General features: G+C 65.5%; 15 protein-coding genes. 1 reads left to right on the top strand and 14 read right to left on the bottom strand.

Features of this window, described 5'->3' with window-relative positions:
* Positions 1–157: 157 nt before the first annotated feature.
* From rfbC to ACYP5B_RS25425, 14 genes are all read right to left on the bottom strand, one after another.
* Complete coding sequence (gene rfbC / locus ACYP5B_RS25490; protein WP_459571541.1) at positions 158–703, bottom strand: dTDP-4-dehydrorhamnose 3,5-epimerase; 546 nt, start codon at positions 701–703, stop codon at positions 158–160.
* Positions 700–1,983, bottom strand: coding sequence for a class I SAM-dependent methyltransferase (locus tag ACYP5B_RS25485; protein WP_459571540.1), 1,284 nt, complete (start codon positions 1,981–1,983; stop codon positions 700–702). The genes rfbC and ACYP5B_RS25485 overlap by 4 nt, the downstream gene beginning before the upstream one ends.
* Positions 1,980–3,050: a CDP-glucose 4,6-dehydratase gene (gene rfbG, locus ACYP5B_RS25480; protein ID WP_459571573.1), complete on the bottom strand. Its 1,071-nt coding sequence runs from the start codon at positions 3,048–3,050 to the stop codon at positions 1,980–1,982. The genes ACYP5B_RS25485 and rfbG overlap by 4 nt, the downstream gene beginning before the upstream one ends.
* Positions 3,044–3,817, bottom strand: coding sequence for a glucose-1-phosphate cytidylyltransferase (gene rfbF / locus ACYP5B_RS25475; protein ID WP_459571539.1), 774 nt, complete (start codon positions 3,815–3,817; stop codon positions 3,044–3,046). Before rfbF ends, rfbG begins: the two co-directional genes overlap by 7 nt.
* Positions 3,814–6,042: an O-linked N-acetylglucosamine transferase, SPINDLY family protein gene (locus ACYP5B_RS25470; protein ID WP_459571538.1), complete on the bottom strand. Its 2,229-nt coding sequence runs from the start codon at positions 6,040–6,042 to the stop codon at positions 3,814–3,816. The genes rfbF and ACYP5B_RS25470 overlap by 4 nt, the downstream gene beginning before the upstream one ends.
* A 138-nt stretch (positions 6,043–6,180) precedes the next feature.
* Positions 6,181–8,427, bottom strand: coding sequence for an O-linked N-acetylglucosamine transferase, SPINDLY family protein (locus ACYP5B_RS25465; RefSeq protein ID WP_459571537.1), 2,247 nt, complete (start codon positions 8,425–8,427; stop codon positions 6,181–6,183).
* 251 nt (positions 8,428–8,678) lie between these two features.
* Positions 8,679–9,011, bottom strand: a complete 333-nt coding sequence (locus ACYP5B_RS25460; protein WP_459571536.1) for an EscU/YscU/HrcU family type III secretion system export apparatus switch protein — start codon at positions 9,009–9,011, stop codon at positions 8,679–8,681.
* The gene (fliK, locus tag ACYP5B_RS25455; protein ID WP_459571535.1) at positions 9,008–10,366 is read right to left on the bottom strand and encodes a flagellar hook-length control protein FliK; all 1,359 of its coding nucleotides are present in this window, start codon (positions 10,364–10,366) and stop codon (positions 9,008–9,010) included. The genes ACYP5B_RS25460 and fliK overlap by 4 nt, the downstream gene beginning before the upstream one ends.
* An 8-nt stretch (positions 10,367–10,374) precedes the next feature.
* Positions 10,375–10,716, bottom strand: coding sequence for a flagellar protein FliT (locus ACYP5B_RS25450; protein ID WP_318234070.1), 342 nt, complete (start codon positions 10,714–10,716; stop codon positions 10,375–10,377).
* 1 nt (position 10,717) lies between these two features.
* A complete protein-coding gene (gene fliS, locus ACYP5B_RS25445; RefSeq protein WP_318234071.1) occupies positions 10,718–11,158 on the bottom strand; it encodes a flagellar export chaperone FliS in 441 nt (146 codons plus the stop codon).
* A gap of 55 nt (positions 11,159–11,213) precedes the next feature.
* Complete coding sequence (gene fliD / locus ACYP5B_RS25440) at positions 11,214–12,629, bottom strand: flagellar filament capping protein FliD (protein WP_459571533.1); 1,416 nt, start codon at positions 12,627–12,629, stop codon at positions 11,214–11,216.
* Between the two features lie 46 nt (positions 12,630–12,675).
* Entirely contained in the window at positions 12,676–13,053 is a 378-nt protein-coding gene (locus ACYP5B_RS25435) for a flagellar protein FlaG (protein ID WP_459571532.1), read from the bottom strand.
* A 141-nt stretch (positions 13,054–13,194) separates the two neighbouring features.
* Positions 13,195–14,529 carry a FliC/FljB family flagellin gene (locus tag ACYP5B_RS25430; protein WP_459571531.1) on the bottom strand — a complete coding sequence of 445 codons (1,335 nt, stop codon included), beginning with the start codon at positions 14,527–14,529 and terminating at the stop codon, positions 13,195–13,197.
* A 216-nt stretch (positions 14,530–14,745) separates the two neighbouring features.
* Positions 14,746–15,069 carry an RNA chaperone Hfq gene (locus tag ACYP5B_RS25425; RefSeq protein ID WP_459571530.1) on the bottom strand — a complete coding sequence of 108 codons (324 nt, stop codon included), beginning with the start codon at positions 15,067–15,069 and terminating at the stop codon, positions 14,746–14,748.
* 950 nt (positions 15,070–16,019) lie between these two features.
* Here ACYP5B_RS25425 and ACYP5B_RS25420 point away from each other — a divergent pair.
* Positions 16,020–17,597 (top strand): methyl-accepting chemotaxis protein (locus ACYP5B_RS25420; protein WP_459571529.1); only part of this gene is annotated, 1,578 nt, incomplete at its 3' end.

The raw sequence follows: 17,597 nt of genomic DNA, 5'->3' as shown, positions 1-17,597 counted from the left end.
CCCCCCCCCGCGGCCGCGCTGGTGCCAACTTCGCGCAGGGCTTTGGAAAGTTTCTGCAATTGATCGGTACTCATGGAATGGCTCCGCAGTTTGGCTTGTTGGTCGGCTTCGCTGACCGGTTGGATTTGATGATTCGGTAATTCGGGTGATGCGAGACTCAGTAGGCGCTGACTGCCGCGAGCGGCGGCAGCGCCAGGTCCTTGGCCGAGATCAGCCGGTTCTCGCAAGGCGGCCAGGCGATGCCGATCTCGGGATCGTCCCAGCGCACACCGCCGCTGTGGGCGGGCGCGAAGGGCACGGTCATCTGGTAGAAGACTTCCGACAGATCAGTCAGTGTCTGGAAGCCGTGCGCCACGCCCCTGGGGATATACAGCGCGCGCTGGTTCTGCGCCGTCAGCTCCACCGAAAACCATTGGCGGTAGCTTGGCGAGTAAGGGCGCAGGTCCAGGATCGCATCGAAGATGGCGCCGGTGGTGACGCGCACCAGCTTGTCCTCGCCGGCTGGCTCGTACTGGAGATGCATGCCACGCAGGATGCCGGCCCGGGTATTGCGCGAGACGCTCTGCTGCACGAAGCGTCCGTTCAGCCCGTGGTCCGCGAACGCGTCCACGCAAGCCGTGCGCGCAAAGAAGCCGCGTTCGTCCGCCAGTGGCTCCGGGTCCACAAGCCATGCGCCTTCGATGGGGGTTGGCGTGAAAATCATGGCAGCACCGCGGTTTCCGGAATCGCCACCACGAAGCGGCCGCCCCATTCGCGGATGCCGGCCATCTGCGCGATGACTTCGTCCTTGATGTTCCAGGGCAGGATCAGCAGGTAGTCGGGCTTGTCGCTGAAGACCTGCTCCGGTGCGACCACCGGGATGCGCGTGCCGGGCAGCAGGCGGCCTTGCTTGGTGGGATTGCGGTCGACCACGTAGTCGATGAAGTCCGTGCCGGCGCCGCAGTAGTTGAGCAGCGTATTGCCCTTGGCCGCGGCGCCATAGGCCGCGATGCGCTTGCCGGCATTGCGCGCTTCGATCAGGAAGGCGAGCAGGTCGCGCTTGGCCTTGCGCACACGCTCGGCAAAGCCGGCATACAGCGCGGCCGAACGCAGCCCGGCCAAGCGTTCTTCTTCCAGCGTGGCCGCCACCGAGGGGCGGGTCGCATGGTTGGCGTCCGCATGGCAGGCAAACACGCGCAGGCTGCCGCCATGGGTGGGCAGGTGCTCGATATCGAACACGCGCAGGCCGGCCCGGGCGAACACCGGTTCCAGCGCGGACAGCGACAGGTAGGAGTAGTGCTCGTGATAGAGCGTGTCGAACTGGTTCTGCTCGATCAGGCGCAGCAGGTGGGGAAACTCCAGCGTGATCACGCCTTGGGCTTTAAGCACCAGCGGCATGCCGCCGACGAAGTCGTTGATGTCCGGCACGTGCGCCAGCACGTTGTTGCCCAGCAGCAGGTCCACTTCCCAGCCTTGCTGGCGCAACCCGCGCGCGGTGTCGCGGCCGAAGAACAGCTCGCGGCTGTCCACGCCCTTGGCGCGCGCGGCGGCGGCGGTGTTGGCGGTGGGCTCCACGCCCAGGCAGGGAATGCCGGCTTGCACGAAGTACTGCAGCAGGTAGCCGTCGTTGCTGGCCAGCTCCATCACGCGGCTGTCGGCGCCAAGCCCGAAGCGGTGGGTCATGGTGCTGACATAGCGCTGGGCGTGCTCGAGCCACGACGACGAGTACGACGAGAAGTAGACGTAGTCGTCATGGAAATGCGTTTCCGCCGGCGTGGCGTCGCGCAGCTGTACGAGCCAGCAGTGCTGGCACACCATCGCGTGCAACGGGTAGAAGGTTTCCGCCAGGGCCAGGTCGTCCGCCTTGATGAACGCGTTGGAGACTGGCGACAGGCCAAGGTCGACCACGGTCTGCGCGAGCGGCTGGCCGCAGGAACGGCAGGCCGGGTCGATGGCGGCGTGGCTGGAGTGGGTGGCAGGGGAGGCGTGGGCAGCGTCTGTCATACGCAGAATTGCTCGATTTGTCGTTCGGTGACGGACCGCGCCTGGGCCGGAGCTTCATGCACGGCGCGATACCAGTGGGCGGTGGCGGCAAGGGCCTGGTCGAGCGGCCAGCGCGGCTCCCAGCCAAGCAGTCCTCTTGCCAGGGCGGAGTCCAGGTGAAGGTTGCGGGCTTCGTGCGGGGCGGCGCCAGCGGGATCCGGGCGATGTTCCCAGCGCAGTTCGGGCCAGTGTTGCTGCAGGCGCGCCAGCACCGCGCCCACGGCGAGGTTGTCGGCGGCTTGCGGGCCGAAGTTGAAGGCGCGCGCAAGATCTTGCTCCCCGGCCATCAGGCGCGCGCCGAGCAGCAGGTAGCCGTGCAGGGCTTCCAGCACATGCTGCCAGGGCCGCGTGGCCTGCGGGTTGCGGATCTCCAGCACCCCGCCGGTGGCGGCCGCGCGTGCGGCGTCGGGAACCAGGCGATTGTCGGACCAGTCGCCGCCGCCGATCACATTGCCGGCGCGTGCCGTGGCGACCAGCACGCCGCGCGCGGCCAGGAAGGCATTGCGATAGCTGGCGGCAACCAGCTCGGCCGCGGCCTTGCTGGCGCTGTATGGGTCATGCCCGCCGAGCGGATCGGTCTCGCGGTAGCCCCAGAACCATTCCTTGTTGTCGTAGCACTTGTCGGTGGTGATGACCACCACGGCACGTACCGAAGGGCAGTGGCGCACCGCCTCGAGCAGGTTGACCGTGCCCATGACGTTGGTGGCCCAGTTGGCCACCGGGTCGCGATAGCCGGCCCCGACCAGCGGCTGCGCCGCCAGGTGGAAGACGATCTCTGGCTGCGCCGCCTGCATGGCAGCGGCCAGCGCGCTCGCATCGCGGATGTCAGCCAGGTGGTGGGCGTGCAGGGTGCTCTCGACGCCGGCCGCGGTGAACAGGCCGGCCGGCGACTCTGGCGCCAGCGCATAGCCTGCCACCCGCGCGCCGAGGCGCGCCAGCCATAGCGCGAGCCATGCGCCCTTGAAGCCGGTGTGGCCGGTCACGAAGACCGGGCGGCCGGTGTAGCCGTCGCGCATACGGGTCACCATGTCTTCCAGGGTGCCGCGCCGGATTGCCACAACTGCTCCAGCATGTTCTTCTCGCGCAGGGTGTCCATCGGCTGCCAGAAGCCCTGGTGCTCGAACGCCAGCAGGTGCCCGCGCGTGGCGAGCTCTTCCATGGGGGCTTGCTCCCAGCTGGTCTTGTCGTCGGCGATCAGGTCGATCACTTCGGGCTGCAGCACGAAGAAGCCGCCATTGATCCACGCGCCATCGCCGCGCGGCTTTTCCGCGAAGCCGGCCACCATGCCTTCGTTGGTACGCTCGAGCGCGCCGTAGCGTCCCGGCGGCTGCACCGCCGCCACCGTGGCCCAGCGGCCGTGGTCGCGGTGAAAGGCGATCTCGGCGGTGAGATCGATGTCGGACACGCCGTCGCCATAGGTAAAGCAGAACGGCTCGCCAGGCGTGAGGTATTCGCGCACGCGCCGCAGGCGGCCGCCGGTCTGCGATTCCTCGCCGGTATCCACCAGCGTCACGCGCCACGGCTCGGCCTTGCGGCAGTGCACGTCCATGCGGTTTTCCGACATGTCGAACGTCACGTCCGACATATGCAGGAAGTAGTTGGCGAAGTATTCCTTGATGACGTAGCCCTTGTAGCCCAGGCAGATGACGAAGTCATTGATGCCGTGCGAGGCGTACATCTTCATGATGTGCCACAGGATCGGCTTGCCGCCGACTTCGATCATGGGCTTGGGACGCAGGTGCGACTCTTCGGATATGCGGGTACCCAGCCCGCCCGCCAGGATGACGGCTTTCATGCTGCTTCCTCCAGCACCTGGATGCCCAGGATTTCGTGGGTCGACGGTTTGCCCTGGCTTTCGATCAGGGCGAGCTCGAGGCCGAACTGCTGTTGCAGTATGTCGGCCAGGGGATTCTTGTCGTGTCCGCCTTCGTCCATCCGTACGCTGAGCAGGCGATAGAGCGGCACGTGGTAGGGGCGCAGGTTGATGGCTTCCATCAGTAGCTCCAGGGCACGCTCCGGGTTGCCGAGCTGCTGGTCGATCTCGCCCAGCGCAAATGCGATCAGCCAGTGCTTGCTCCACTTGGCCGACATGTTCTCCAGCAGGCTGCGCAGCTCGATGTGCCGTTCTTGATCCAGCAGCAGCCCAATGGTCAGCACCAGCTCTTCCATGGAATGCCAGGCGCCGGCACAGAACACGCCGTCCTGGGTGCGCGGGGCGAGGTGGCTCACGTCGCGGTGCTGGCTGGCGTATTGCAGGGCCTGCTCTTCGAACCAGCGCGCAAAGCCTGCCACATCGAGGATCGCGCTCTTCTCCATGCGATGCCGCATCGTGAGGCGCAGGCCATTGAGCTGCTCGACATCCGCCGCCAGTTGCGTGGCCATGGCCACGTAGTCCTGTTCGGTCTCGCAGGCCAGGCCGTCCAGCCCCACCGCATGCAGGAAGGGCGCCGACACCCGGGTGTGGAATGCCGGGCCTGCCAGCGAGACCACCGGCACCCCCATCCAGAGCGTGTCGCAGGTGGTGGTGCCGCCGGTCACCGGCGAGGTGTCCAGCGCGATATCGATATCGTGGTAGGTGAGGTACTGGTTCTTGCCTTCTCGGGGGATGCAGGTCACGCGTTGCGTATCGATGCCGGCTTGCTCCATGCGCGCAAGCAGCGGCTCTCGGACCGTGTCGCGATCCAGCCCCGCGGCTTCCACCAGCAGCCTGCTGCCGGGGCAGCGCGCCAGCACCGCGCTCCACAGGCGCAGGGTCCGGTCGGTGAGCTTGCCCAGGTTGTTGCAGGAGCCAAAGGTGATATAGCCATTGCGCAGCGCGGGCGTTTCCCGCACCTGGTACTCGCTCTGGTAGACCCTCAGCGGGCTGTTCACCATGGGGTGATAGACCGCGAAGACCCCGCCCGGTGCGCGCAGCAGGTTCTCGGTGTAGTGTGCCTCCGACCCGGCCGGATCGCCTACCCAGTCGGTGATGCGGTGGTGGATGGCTGGCATGCCCGTGCTGCCCGGATAACCGAGCCACGTCATCTGCACCGGTGCCAGGCCGTAGACCATGTAGTGCAGCGGCGAGCTGCCGGTATAGCCGCCGAGGTCGATCAGGACATCGATGTTCTCTTCGCGCACGGTGCGAACGATTTCGGCCTCCGGCTTGTTGGCCAGGTCCACGAAGCGATCGCAGTAAAGCGAAATCTTGGTTGTCACGCTGTCGCGGAAGGCATGCAGGCCAAGCGCGACGACCTCAAAACGCGCGCGGTCGAGATTGGCGATGAAGGGAATCAGGAAGTACGCGCAGGCGTGCCGGAACAAGTCGTTGGACAGGATGCCCAGGCGGATCCGTCCGGATTGCGGCTTTGCCGCCACCGGCAACTCCGGCAAGCGCTGGCGCGCCAGCAGTTGCGCATACTGGCCGGCCTCCTCCAGCAGGTCGGCGGCGCCGGTCTTTTCACCAAACAGCAGCAGGAACAACAGGTTCGAGCGGATGCTCTTGTTGGTCGGTGCCATCGCGGCGGCTTTGCGCAGCACGGTGATGGCCTCTTCGGCGAAGCCGGTGTCCTTCAGGTCGTTGGCGTAGTTGGCCAGGATCGCCGGATGGTCAGGGGCGATCTTGAGCGCTTCGAGCGATGCCTGCTTGGCGTCCGCGTGCAAGCCCATCTTCTGCAGCACGATGGCGTAGTTCGCCCAGCCTTCCAGGCTGGCAGGCGCCAGGGCCACGCAGTCGCGCAGCACGATGCGGGCATTTTCCAGCTTGCCTTGCGCGTTCAGGATGCGCCCGCACATGCTCAGCATGTCGGCATTGCGGGGATGCGCCTTCAGGCCTTCCTGGATAATGCGGTAAGCCTCGTCATGGCGCTGCAGCTCCAGGGTGGAGAAGGCGCGCCAGTAGTAGGGCTGGTATAGGTTACGGGCCAGCTTCCCGGCCTTTTCCGCATTCTCGATGGCTTCGAGATAGCGGCCGGCGAAATGGCTGGTCTCGGCTTTCTTGATGTAGCGATCCGCTTTGGAGCTGGCTGCGACGTTCTTCATAGGGGACGGATTACCTTAGTGCGGCAATGCGCGGCTGTGCCAAGACCGGCCACGGCGGCATTTGCCGAAAAACCCGGGATGGGTGCGCGCTCTTGGATGGCATGCCGCGCCACCGGGCGCATGCAGGCCGCAGGTGTCTCACGCATGTGCGGGCTCGGTTTCCTGCGCTTGCGCGACCTCGATGCCGAGCACTTCCAGCGCCGTTGGCACGCCCTGTAGTTCCAGGAGGGCCAGGCTCATGCCGAACTGCTGCTGCAGGAAGTTGGCCAGGTCGCCCTTGTCGTACTGGCACGCGTCCATCCATGCACTGAGCAGGCGGTAGAGCGGCAGGTGATAGGTGCGCAGGCCGACGCTTTCCATCAGGTATTCGATCGCGGCTTCGGGCTTGCCGCTACGCTGCTCGATCTCGGCGAGCACGTATGGAATCATCCAGTGCCGCGGCCACTTGGCGGCGAAATTCTCAAGCAGGCTGCGCAGTTCCACGTAACGGCCGGCTTCGAGCAGGCCGGCAATGGCAACGACGATTTCGGCCATGGTGTGCCATGCGCCGGAGAAATACACGCCGTCGTGCGACCCGGGTTCGGTGTTGCTAAGCGTCCTGCGCGGTGCCACCACTGCCGTGAGCTGTGCTTCCATCCAGCGCGAGAAGGCGGCGGCATCGGCCAGGGGGCTTTGCTCGAAGCGCTGCCGCAGCGACAGGCGCAAGCCGTTCAGCCCCTCGATGTCGGTGGCCAGTTGCACGGCCACGTCGGCATACTCCGCTTCGTCCCGGCAAGCCAGGCCCGCCAGGCCCACCGCATGCAGGAAGCTGGCCGACATGCGCGAGTGGAAGGCCGAGCCGGCCAGCGTGACCACCGGCACGCCCATCCACAAGGCGTCGCAGGTGGTGGTGCCGCCGGTGAGTGGCAGGGTATCGAGCACGATGTCGATCTCGTGATAGGTCAGGTACTGGTTCGATGCCAGCCGGGGCACGCAGGCAACGCGGGCCGGGTCGATGCCGGCCGTGGCCAGGCGAGCCAGCAGCGGGGCGCTGACGGCGCCGTTGTCCAGGTCGCGCGCCTCGATCAGCAGCCGGCTGTTCGGGCAGCGCGCCAGCACCATGCTCCACAGGGCCACGGTCTGGTCGGTCACCTTGCCGAGGTTGTTGCAGGAGCCGAAGGTAATCGTGCCGCTGCGCAGCGCCGGCGTTTCCCGGACCCTGTATTTGGGACCGTAGGCTTCCAGCGGGCTGTGTATCAGCGGGGCATAGGCGCAAAACACGCCGGGCGCCCTGAGCAGGGTCTCCGAGTAATGCGGCTCGAAGCCGGCCGGGTCGCAGGTCTCGTCGGTGATACGGAAGTCGATGGCCTTCAGCCCGGTGCTGCCGGGATAGCCGAGCCAGGTCATCTGTACCGGGGCCAGGCCGTGCACCATGTAAGGCAGCGGGGAGGTCCCGGTATGGCCGCCCAGGTCCATCAGCACATCGAGCTGCTCGCCACGGATGATGTTCACGATGTCGCCGGTGGACTTCCCCGCCAGTTCGACGAACTGGTTGGCATGCAGCCGGATCTTGTCGGTGAGGTGGTCGTTCAGCGGGTTGAGCGAGAACATGACCACTTCCACCCGCGAACGATCCAGGTTGGCGAGCAGCGGCAGGATGAAGTAGGCGCAGGCATGGCGCAGCAGGTCATTGGACAACATGCCAAGGCGAATCGGGCCGCCGTCCTCGCGCGATGCGGGATTGCGATAGGGGAAACGCTGGCCAGCCAGCAGCAGTTGCTCGTAGGTCCTGGCCTCGCGCAGCAGGTCCGGTGCCGTGGTGTCCTGGGCGAACAGCATGGCGAACAGCAGGTTGGCGCGGATAGCGAGATTCTTCGGGGCGAGCCTGACCGCCTTGCGCAGCGCGGCCATGGCCTCGCCCATTTCGCCGGTTTCCTTCAGGGCGATGGCGTAGTTGCAGGCCGCGACGGGTTCGTTCGGATCGATGGCCAGCGCCTTGAGCGCGGCTTCCTTCGCTGCGGCGGGCTCGCGCAGTTCCAGCAGCAGGGCGGCATAGTGCACCCATCCGCTGATGGCGCCCGGCGCGTTGGCGACGCATTGCTGCAGCAACTGCCTGGCATCTTCGTGCTTGCCATTGCGTAGCAGGACAAAGCCGCCGAGCGACATCAGGTCGATGTCCGCCGGGAATCGTTGCAAGGCGTCGTGCAGGATCTCGCCGGCCTTCTGGGTATCCTGCAGGCCCAGCGCGGCGGCCATTTGCCAATAGCTGGCGTCGGCCCGCTTGCCATGGATTTGCTCCGCCCGTTCGGCCTCCTTGAACGCGGCGCGGTACTGGCCGGCATTGTAGAGTTCGCGCGCCTTGTCGATTTGACGCGGCGCCCTGGAAGCAGTCTGGAATGGTTTCATCGTTTAGGCCCGTCTTGGCGGGCTGGAACAGGTAGTACGCTTGATGGCGATGCTGGCGCCGCCGCCGCGGGCCATGAACTGCGGCTTTCGCAAGGGCAATTGCCTGGCTGTTTCGGCCCCCTAAAACTTAACAGGGCGTCACGCAGGGGGAGACGGGAATACAGGCCAAAAACAAGGCCAATTCGAGGGGCTTGGGAATCGTGAGATGAATACGCCGCGTGGATGCCAGGAGCCTGGCGCGGCGGGGGGCGTCAGCCCTGGCTGCGGTGCTGCGTGCCGGATGCGGGGCCGGCGGTAGCCTGGTCCTGCTCGAGCTGATACAGCCAGGCGAGCAGCTCCGCCACGGCCATGTAGAGCAGGGGGGGGATGTGCGAGTCCAGGTTGACCTGCATCAGCAGGGTCACCAGCGCGGGCGAGTTGTGAACGTAGACGCCGCTCTCGCGGGCGCGGGCGATGATGGCATCGGCGACCTCGCCGTAGCCCTTGGCGACCACGCGCGGGCCGCTGTCGCGGCTTTCGTCGTAGCTAAGTGCGACCGCACTGTCGCGCGGGCTGCCGTCGAGCACATCGTCCAGGTAGCTCATGATCCGATGCTCCGGCCGGGCGAAAGGATGCCGTCCACCGCCAGCGTGGTGAGGTTAAGGCCGGCGGCGGCCAGCCGATCCTGCAATTGCGCGCGTGCCGCGTTCAGGCGGTTGACCGAGTCCGGCGCGGCCAGGCGAGCTTCGATACCGTTGCCGGTCAGGCTCAGGCGCGCCTCCACGGTGCCGAGGTTGGGAAATTCCAGCACCAGCCGCGTCGACCACACACCGGCGGCAAGATCGGGGCCTTCGCCCTGGTTGCGCGCCTGGCTTTCATCGGGCTCGCGCCGGATCTGCCAGTCCATCGGCGTGCCCGGCCACGCTTCGCCCATCCAGCGGAACTGCTGGGTGGCGAGGGCATCGAGCTGCTGGCGCACCAGCGTGGTGGCGTCGGGATGGACCGGCGGGCCAACCGGCGCCGCGAGGTGCCGAGCCTCGGGCGCGGTGCCGCCGTCGCGCCAGGAGCTATCGATGTCCAGATGCCTGGCTTGCGCCTGTGGCCCTGCCTGCGCAGCGGACGCCGCCTGGTAAGCCTGCGTGGCCTGATGGGCGAGATGGGCCGAGAGGCCTTGCGGGAGCGGCAGCGATGAGGTGGCAACGGCGGGCTGCGTTGTGTTGCCGCCTGAACCCCGCGGCGGCGCCGCAGGGGCTGCGGGGCCCGCTTCGGCATCGACGAGCGCGCCTAGGGCCGCGGCTGCGAGGTTCATGGCCGTACCGCTGGCTGCTGGCTGCTGCGTCTGTGGCGCCACCGGTGCCGCCGGTGCAGCAGGGCTTGCGGAGGGCTCATACGTCAGTTGCAACACGGGCTGCGGCGCGCCGCCGCCCGTGTTGGCGCTGGCGTTGGCGTTAGGGTTGCCGCCAGCAGGTGGGCCCGGCGGGCGGCCCAGCATGGCTTGCGGCTCGCGCAGCAGGCTGTCCAGCCCGCGCGTGCCGTTGAGCAGTTGGCTCAGATGGGATTCGTAGAACAAGCCGCTTTGCCCGACCTGCCGTGCCAGCGCGCTGGCCAGCGCGGTAGCCTGGCCGCTGCCGGGTGGTGTGGGGAGGAGCGGAGCGGAGCCGCGCAGCGGGGTGGATTCGGTGCCTTCCAGGATATCCAGGATGACGCGTGCCGCCGAGCTGAAGGTCTCGCGTGCCGAGGCCGGCGCCGTGCCGGGAGCAGCGTTCAGCCCGCCGCCGGCGACCTGGCCGGGGCGGCCTTGCTGTACCGTGGGGCCGCCGGTAGCCGGGCCCACCGTATCGGTGACGGTGCCCGTGGGCAGCAGCGCGGCCAGCTTGGCCACGCTCAATGCGGATGTCAGGCCTTGCGTATCCGCGCGCAGTGCGAGCGAAGGGTCCGGCGGAAGATTGATGCCGACCATTCAGCGTATCAGAGGGCTGCGTCAGCGCCGTAGGTGTGGTGCAGTTCCTGGCGGCGGCGCGATTGATTGAGCATGTGGCCAAGGCGTTCGAGCTGGGGCATCACCAGGTTGCGGATGGCGGCATCCTGCGACAGGATGCTCTCCAGCATCTGGTAGCGGTAGCGGCGTTCCTGGGGCGACAGCAAGGCCACGTCGTCGTTATTGCGCAGCACATTGACCTGGGCCACGTAACGGGTCTGCAGCGAGCTCAGGGTGTCCCAGTCGCTGGCGCGCGCGGCTTCGCACATCTGCCCGGACAGGCCGAGCAGTTCTTCATAGCAAGCGATGAGCCGGTTTTTTTGTTTGAGCATGTCATACCCCTACCGAGACGGCTTCCTGGGGCCGCAGCAGCTGTGGCTCCTGCTCCGCGGCGGGATCGATCTGGCTCCACGCCGAGGCCAGGTCGGCTAGCAGCTTGTCCACTTCGAACAGCCGGTCGTCATCGTTATGCAGGTTGCCCAGCATGAGCTGGCGGGTCATGTACTCATAGAGCGCATCGAGGTTGCCCGCCAGTTCGGCGCTGGCGCCGTGGTCCAGCGAGGCGCGCAGGCCGCTGTCGATGATCTCGATCGCCTTCGAAATGGCCATGCCCTTGTCGGCGATCTTGCCCGCTTCCATATGGAAGCGCGCGCGGGCGATGGCCGCCCGCGCGCCGTCGAACAGCATCACGATGAGCCGGTGCGGAGAAGCACTCATGGCTCCGGTCTGGACGCCCACATTGGCATAGGCGTTGGCGGCAGTGCGTGCGTACATGGCGACGATCCCTGGATTTGATTTGGCTTGAGCGAATGGCTGGCTGCGCTCAGCGTTACTTGCTAGTCGTTGTAGAGAACTGCTGCGTCAGGTAGTTCTTGGTGGAGGTCATCTGCGCCATGATTGAGTCCAATTGCTGGAACTGGGTACGATACTGCGCGACGGTGGCATCGATCTGGGCGGACATGTTGGTGTAGTCCGTGGCCAGCGACTTGAGTTGCGAGTTGACGCCGTTGGTGGCGGTGGTCAGCGCCCCGGTGGCGCTGGAGAAGCCGGCTGCCATGGTCGCCAGCTGGTTACCATAGCCCGACTTGCCGTCGGTGCCGCTGAACAGCTGGGCCACGCCTGCCTTGTTGCTGGCCAGCGCGGCATTTAGCTTGGAGTTGTCCAGCGACATTGTGCCATTGGCGTTAAAGCCGATGCCGATCTGTGTCAGGTTGGTCAGGCTGCCGCTTGTCTGCGGCGTGTTGATCACGGAGCGCAACTGGTTCTCGACCGTGCGCAGGGTGCTGTCGCCAAGCAGTACGCCCGCGGTCTTGTTGGTCGCGTCGTAGCTGGACAGGTTAGCCGCGGTGGTCTGCAGCGTGTTGTAGGCGGAGACAAAGCTCTGCACGGCGCTGGCCATCGACGAGGTGTCGGTGGTCACGCCAACCGTGCTGGATCCGAGCGATGCCAGGTTCAGCGTGACGCCCTGCGCGGCGCCCTGGACCGTGTTGGTCGGGCTGGTGATCGCCAGGCCATTGATGGTGAGCTTGGCGTCCGTGGCCTTGACGTTTTCCGTCATTGCCTTGGTGCCTGCCGGGTCGTACGACAGCAGGCCGCTGATGGTGCTGGGGTCGCCCGCGCCATTGCTGGCGACCGTCACGCGCATGCTGGAGGCGGCGCCGGACGTGTTGGACGTGATCACCAAGTGATAGGGCGTGCTGCTGCCGTCATTGACGATGCTGGCGGTGACGCCGGCATTGGCCGCGTTGATGGCATCGCGGATGCCAGCCAGCGTGTTGTTCGTGCCGTTGATATTGATCGAGGTGGGCGTGCCGCTGCCTGGCGTGAACGTTGCGCCGCTGGTGGTGCCGAATTCGATCTTGATGCTTGCGCTGCCCAGCAACTGGCCGGTGCTGTCGGTAATCCCGCTGGACACCAGCGTCTGCGATTGTGCCAGGGCCGTCACGTTGACGGCATAGCTGCCGGCCACGGCGGTCTTGTCCGCGGTGGTGCTCAGCACACTGGTGTTGCTCGACGAGGTAGTGGTGCTGTTATACAGGCTGGCCGTGCCGAGCGCGGCGGCCGTGGTCTGGAACGAGGCCACGGCGCCCTGGAGCACGCCATAGGCCGACAGCTTGGAGGTCGCGGCCGTCTGCTGGGTTGTGATCGGCGTGAGCTTTGCCTGTTCCCCCGTCTGCAGATTGGCCAACAGGGTACTGAGGTCCAGTCCGGAACCAACGCCAAGCGACGAAATCGATGAACTCATGATTGCTACCTGTGATGACTTTGTTCGAGGGGGGAAGGTTGGCCGCTCAGGCGGTCTGGTGAATCAGCAGGCCTTGCAGCTTGTCGATGGCCCGGGTGATGCGCAGGACTTCTTTCGAGGGGAACTGGCGGATGGTTTCGCCAGTGGCCTTGTCCACCATCACCGTCACGAAGCGGTGGGTGTCGTGGTCGATGCTGAACCGCACCTCGACCGGTGTCGCCCGCAAGGCTTCGTTGAGACCGGTGAGCGCGCTGGCCAGCTCCTTGGAGCTGGCCGTTTCCGCCTTCCCGGCCGCGGACCCCTCAGCCGAGGCAGAGCCCGCTTGCCGTGCGGCTGCCTGCGCGCTTGCCGTATCCGCGGACGAGGCCGGGGTAGCGGGGGGCGTGGCGGTCATCGGCGATAGCAGTTCGGGCGATCTGATCATGGTCTGTCTCCGCGGCGGTTGGGTCGGAGCGTAAAAGCCCCGGTGGAAACGCTTTCAGAGCGGAGACCGCTCTGAAAGCATTCCCGGCAGTACCGGGCCCGAAGGCCCGGCACTACTAGGAGGGTGACGACTGTTGCGGGATTAACGCAGCAGCGACAGCACGCCTTGGGTCGACTGGTTGGCCTGGGCCAGCACAGCCGTACCTGCTTGTTGCAGGATCTGGGCGCGCGACATGTTCGACACTTCCGTCGCGTAGTCGGCGTCTTGAATGCGCGAGCGCGATGCCGACAGGTTCGTGACAGCCGAACCCAGGTTGGAAATTGCCGAGTTGAAGCGGTTCTGCACTGCGCCCAGCGCGCTGCGCAGCTTGTCCACAGTTGCCAGAGCGGCGTCGATCGTGGACAGCGGGTTGGTGCTGCCAACGCCCATGAAGGCGGCGGTGGCGGTGGTGGTGCCGCTGGTGCTCAGTTCGATCTGGGTCGTGTTGGTGACGGCGGTCGGGGCGGCTGCGGTGCCGTTGTTGACCAGTGCTGCGGGACCCGAGGTGGTGTCCAGGGCGTAGTTGTTGCCGCCTTGGCTAACGTAGGCGACGGCGCTGCCGGTCGTGTCCGCGCCGACCTTGACCAGCTGGCCGGCAACCGTGTTACCGGTGTTGCCGTTGGCTGCGTCGCCGACCTTCACGTTGGCCGTGTTCAGCTGAACCTTGCCCGTCGTGTTGTTGACCGAAGCTGCGTAGTAGTCGCTGCCGTACTTGACCACGTAGTTGTTGGTCGCGTTGCCGGCGGAGTCCAGCACGTTGCTCAGCGACAGGTCGCTGGCCTTGACGGTCGAGCCGGTGGCGTTGGTCAGCGAGGTTGCTGCGGTGGTCAGGTCAACGGCGACCGGGGTGGTGCCGGTAGCAGCGGCAACCGTGGTGATGGCGGCGCTGGTGCCCAGTGCGTTCTTGGCAACCGTGAAGCCGGTCATGCCCAGGGTCTTCGAGCTGATTTCCTTCAGGTCGATCGAGATGGTCTGGCCGTCTTGCGCGCCAACTTGCACCTTCAGTGCCGAAGCGGTCGACGACAGCACTTTCACGCCGTTGAAATCGGTCTGTTGCGACGTACGGTCGATTTCAGCCATACGCTGCGTGATTTCGTCCTGGATCGACTTCAGGTCGCTTGCCGAGTTGCTGCCCGTTGCGGCTTGCACGGCCAGGGTACGGATAGCTTGCAGGTTGTTGTTGACTTCGGTCAGCGCGCCTTCAGTCGTTTGCGACAACGAGATACCGTCGTTGGCGTTACGTTGAGCTTGGGTCAGGCCGTTGATGTTCGAGGTGAAGCGGTTGGCAATTGCCTGGCCTGCAGCGTCATCCTTGGCGCTGTTAATACGCAGGCCCGAGGACAGACGCTGGATCGCGCTGTTCAGCGACGATTGCGACGAGCTCAGGTTGTTCTGCGTCATCAGGGACAACGTGTTGGTATTGATGACCATCGACATGGTACGACTCCTATTCTTTTACAAGTGAGTTGTGCAATCCGGCTGCTGCCGCAACGTTGGCTGCCAGGCAATGCTGGGCGAGAAGTGCCACCGTTGTTTGGGTTATCGGTTGGGGCCGGAAAAGATTTAGAGTGATCTTTGCGATGGATTGAAACTGAGTGACGGATTCGGGGTGAAACGAGCCCGTCCGGGCCTGCGGCGTGGCGCCGGCAACGTCTAGCGGCGCTTTCGGGTACGCGGTGTATATAAGCTGACAAATTCCGGCGAGGTCTCCGCCCCGGGCACGCAGGCCATGCCCTCGGGGGCGTGGGCCGGCGTGATAACGGCGATGGAGTGCTTGTAGACGATTTGCGGAAGCGGGTCCTGCGCAGACTCTGCCAGCAGCACCATATAGTTGTCCGCAGCCATGATCACACCGTGCAGCCGAATACCGTTCGATAAGTGCACGACGACAGGATTGCGACTTGCGCTGTGGGTGGAGAACTGCAGTTGCTGCAGTTTCCGGCTCGGGCGATCGATCCTGGTTTCCTTCTTGTTCACAACTTCTCCGGAAGAGCCCGCTCGGGTTCTGGCGGCTGGCAACGGTCCAATAACCGGGCCTGGGCAAATGGGGTGTTACAGCACGGCTGGGTGCCGGCAGTGGCACGGCCTGGGCTGGGCGAGGGATGAAACATCCGCTCTCGGTGCTGGCGCGGGACGAGGCGGCATGGACCGGGGCCAGCCCTGGCTTGTGTCCGGGCGGTGGATCCGCTGCTGCCCCGCAAGCTGTGGCGGGCGACGCCGCCAGAAGAGAAGGGGAGTACTTCAGGGGCGAGGGTAACAAAATTTTACAAATCTTGACGGTTGGGGGGCGCGCCTCGCGTAGAGGTTTTCCTCTAATAAAACCATTGCATCACACTGCTGACCTATGGATGGATAGGCGCTGGTGTGGCAAGTCCCAACGCCACCCGCGCCCGCATTCTCCATCTGGCATGGGTTTGCGGGCGACAAGGCGGCCCTGGCCTGTTACTGTGGTGCATCCCATGCCGGGCATTCGCCACTTGCGTAGCATCGCCAGCACTTTTACCATCGGAGATATCCCTGATAGAAATAGGATTTACACCTCATGTAAGCAGGTTTATATTCGCTCGTGAGCCTTTCGGCTCTAAGCAGTCCTGGAAAGCCTACGAGCACCCCGCGCGTGGGCTTCTTTTTTTTGTGTGCCCACTTTGTTCGTTGCGTGCCATCGGCGACAAGCGTCGGTGACAGCACTTCGAAGTGCATGGGTGACATTAGACGACAGGTTGCGCTCGGCCAATTGCTCGAATTGCCGGGCTTTTCCCCCCTATATTTCCTTTCCATTCCACATTTTTGCGCTTCTTTGCAGAAGTCGTTCCTTAGCCCTCAAGCTTGCCCCTGTCCCTGCCGTTAAGCCCGCGATGCGGCGTCGCTCCGGAAATCTGTCCGGGGCGGGGATAAAGCGCGCGATGAGAGTAAAAGGAGCCGGGAAGATGCGTTGGTTGCGAAACTTTGGCATTGGGGCGCGCCTGACGGTGGCGTTTTCGCTGGTGGCGCTGCTGCTGCTAGCGGTGGCGGTGCTGGGCATGATGTCCCTGCGCACCATGAACGATTCGATGCGCCTGACGGTGGAAGGGCGCCTGATCAAGGTGCTGGATATCGAGCGCGTCAAGCAGGATGCGCTGTGGGTCGGCATCCTGGTGCGCGATGCCACGCTGAACGAGGACCCGGTCGCGTTGCGCCGCAACGCCGAGCGCATTGGCGCGCTGCGCCAGGACATGGGCTCCACGCTGGATGAATTGGGGAAGTGGCTCTCCGCGTCCGCCAAGCCGGAGATCCAGGAGACGTACCGCCGCCTGACCGAGGCACGCAATGCTTATAACGGCCAGCTCGACATGGTGTTGCGCCAGTTGCAGGGCGGCGAGTTCGATGGTGCCCGCAGCGCGCTGGTGGCAACCCTGCCGGCGGCCCAGGCGCCTTATTTCGATAAGCTGAGCGAACTGGCCGAGACCGGGCGCAAGGTTGCGCTGGCTGCCGTGCAGGAGGCGAATGCCAGCTACGAGATGGCCCGCAACCTGCTGCTGGGCCTGGCTGCCGTCGCGGTGGCCCTGGCGGCGGCTCTCGGCATTGGCATCACGCGCTCGATCACGCGCCCGGCGCGGCAAGCGCTGGACGCGGCACAGGCGCTCGCTCATGGCAACCTGACTTATGTTGTCCACGCCAGCAGCGACGACGAGATGGGCCGGATGCTGGCTGCGCTGGAGCGCGCTTTCGGGCAACTGGCGACGCTGGTGCACGGCATCCAGGGCGCGACGCGCTCGATCGACGGCGCCACCCGGGAAATCGCCAAGGGCAATACCGACCTGTCCCAACGCACGGAAGAGCAGGCGGCTTCCCTTGAGCAGACCGCGGCCTCCATGGAGCAACTCACTTCAACGGTCAGGCAGAACGCTGCTAACGCACGCCATGCGAACGAACTGGCTGTCAGCGCTTCCGGCGTGGCAACGGCGGGCGGGCACGCTGTGCGCGGCGTGGTCGAGACCATGCAGCAAATTTCGCAATCGTCGGCCAAGGTCGCCGAAATCGTCGGCGTGATCGAAGGGATTGCCTTCCAGACCAATATCCTGGCGCTCAACGCGGCCGTGGAAGCAGCCCGCGCTGGTGAGCAGGGACGTGGCTTTGGCGTGGTGGCAGCAGAGGTGCGCAGCCTGGCCCAGCGGTCTTCGTCGGCGGCCAAGGAGATCGGCCAGTTGATCAATGGCTCGGTGGGGCAGGTGGCCCATGGCGCCAAGCAGGTCGAGAACGCCGGCCGCACCATGGACGACATCGTCGGGGCGGTGAAGCGCGTGACCGACATCATGGGCGAGATCGCCGCGGCCAGCGAGGAGCAATCCTCGGGCATCGAGCAGGTCAACCGCGCCATCAACCAGATGGAAAGCGTGACGCAGCAGAACGCTGCGCTGGTGGAGCAAGCCGCCGCCGCCGCCGAGAGCCTGCAGCAGCAGGCCGCCGGACTGGTCGACGACGTATCCAGGTTCCAGGTGACACCGGCGCAAGCGCACGTTGCGCGG

It is taken from the genome of Cupriavidus sp. 8B (genome assembly GCF_054589115.1).
Note: the sequence above shows the minus strand (reverse complement) of the source record. Positions and strands in the feature narration are given on the sequence as shown.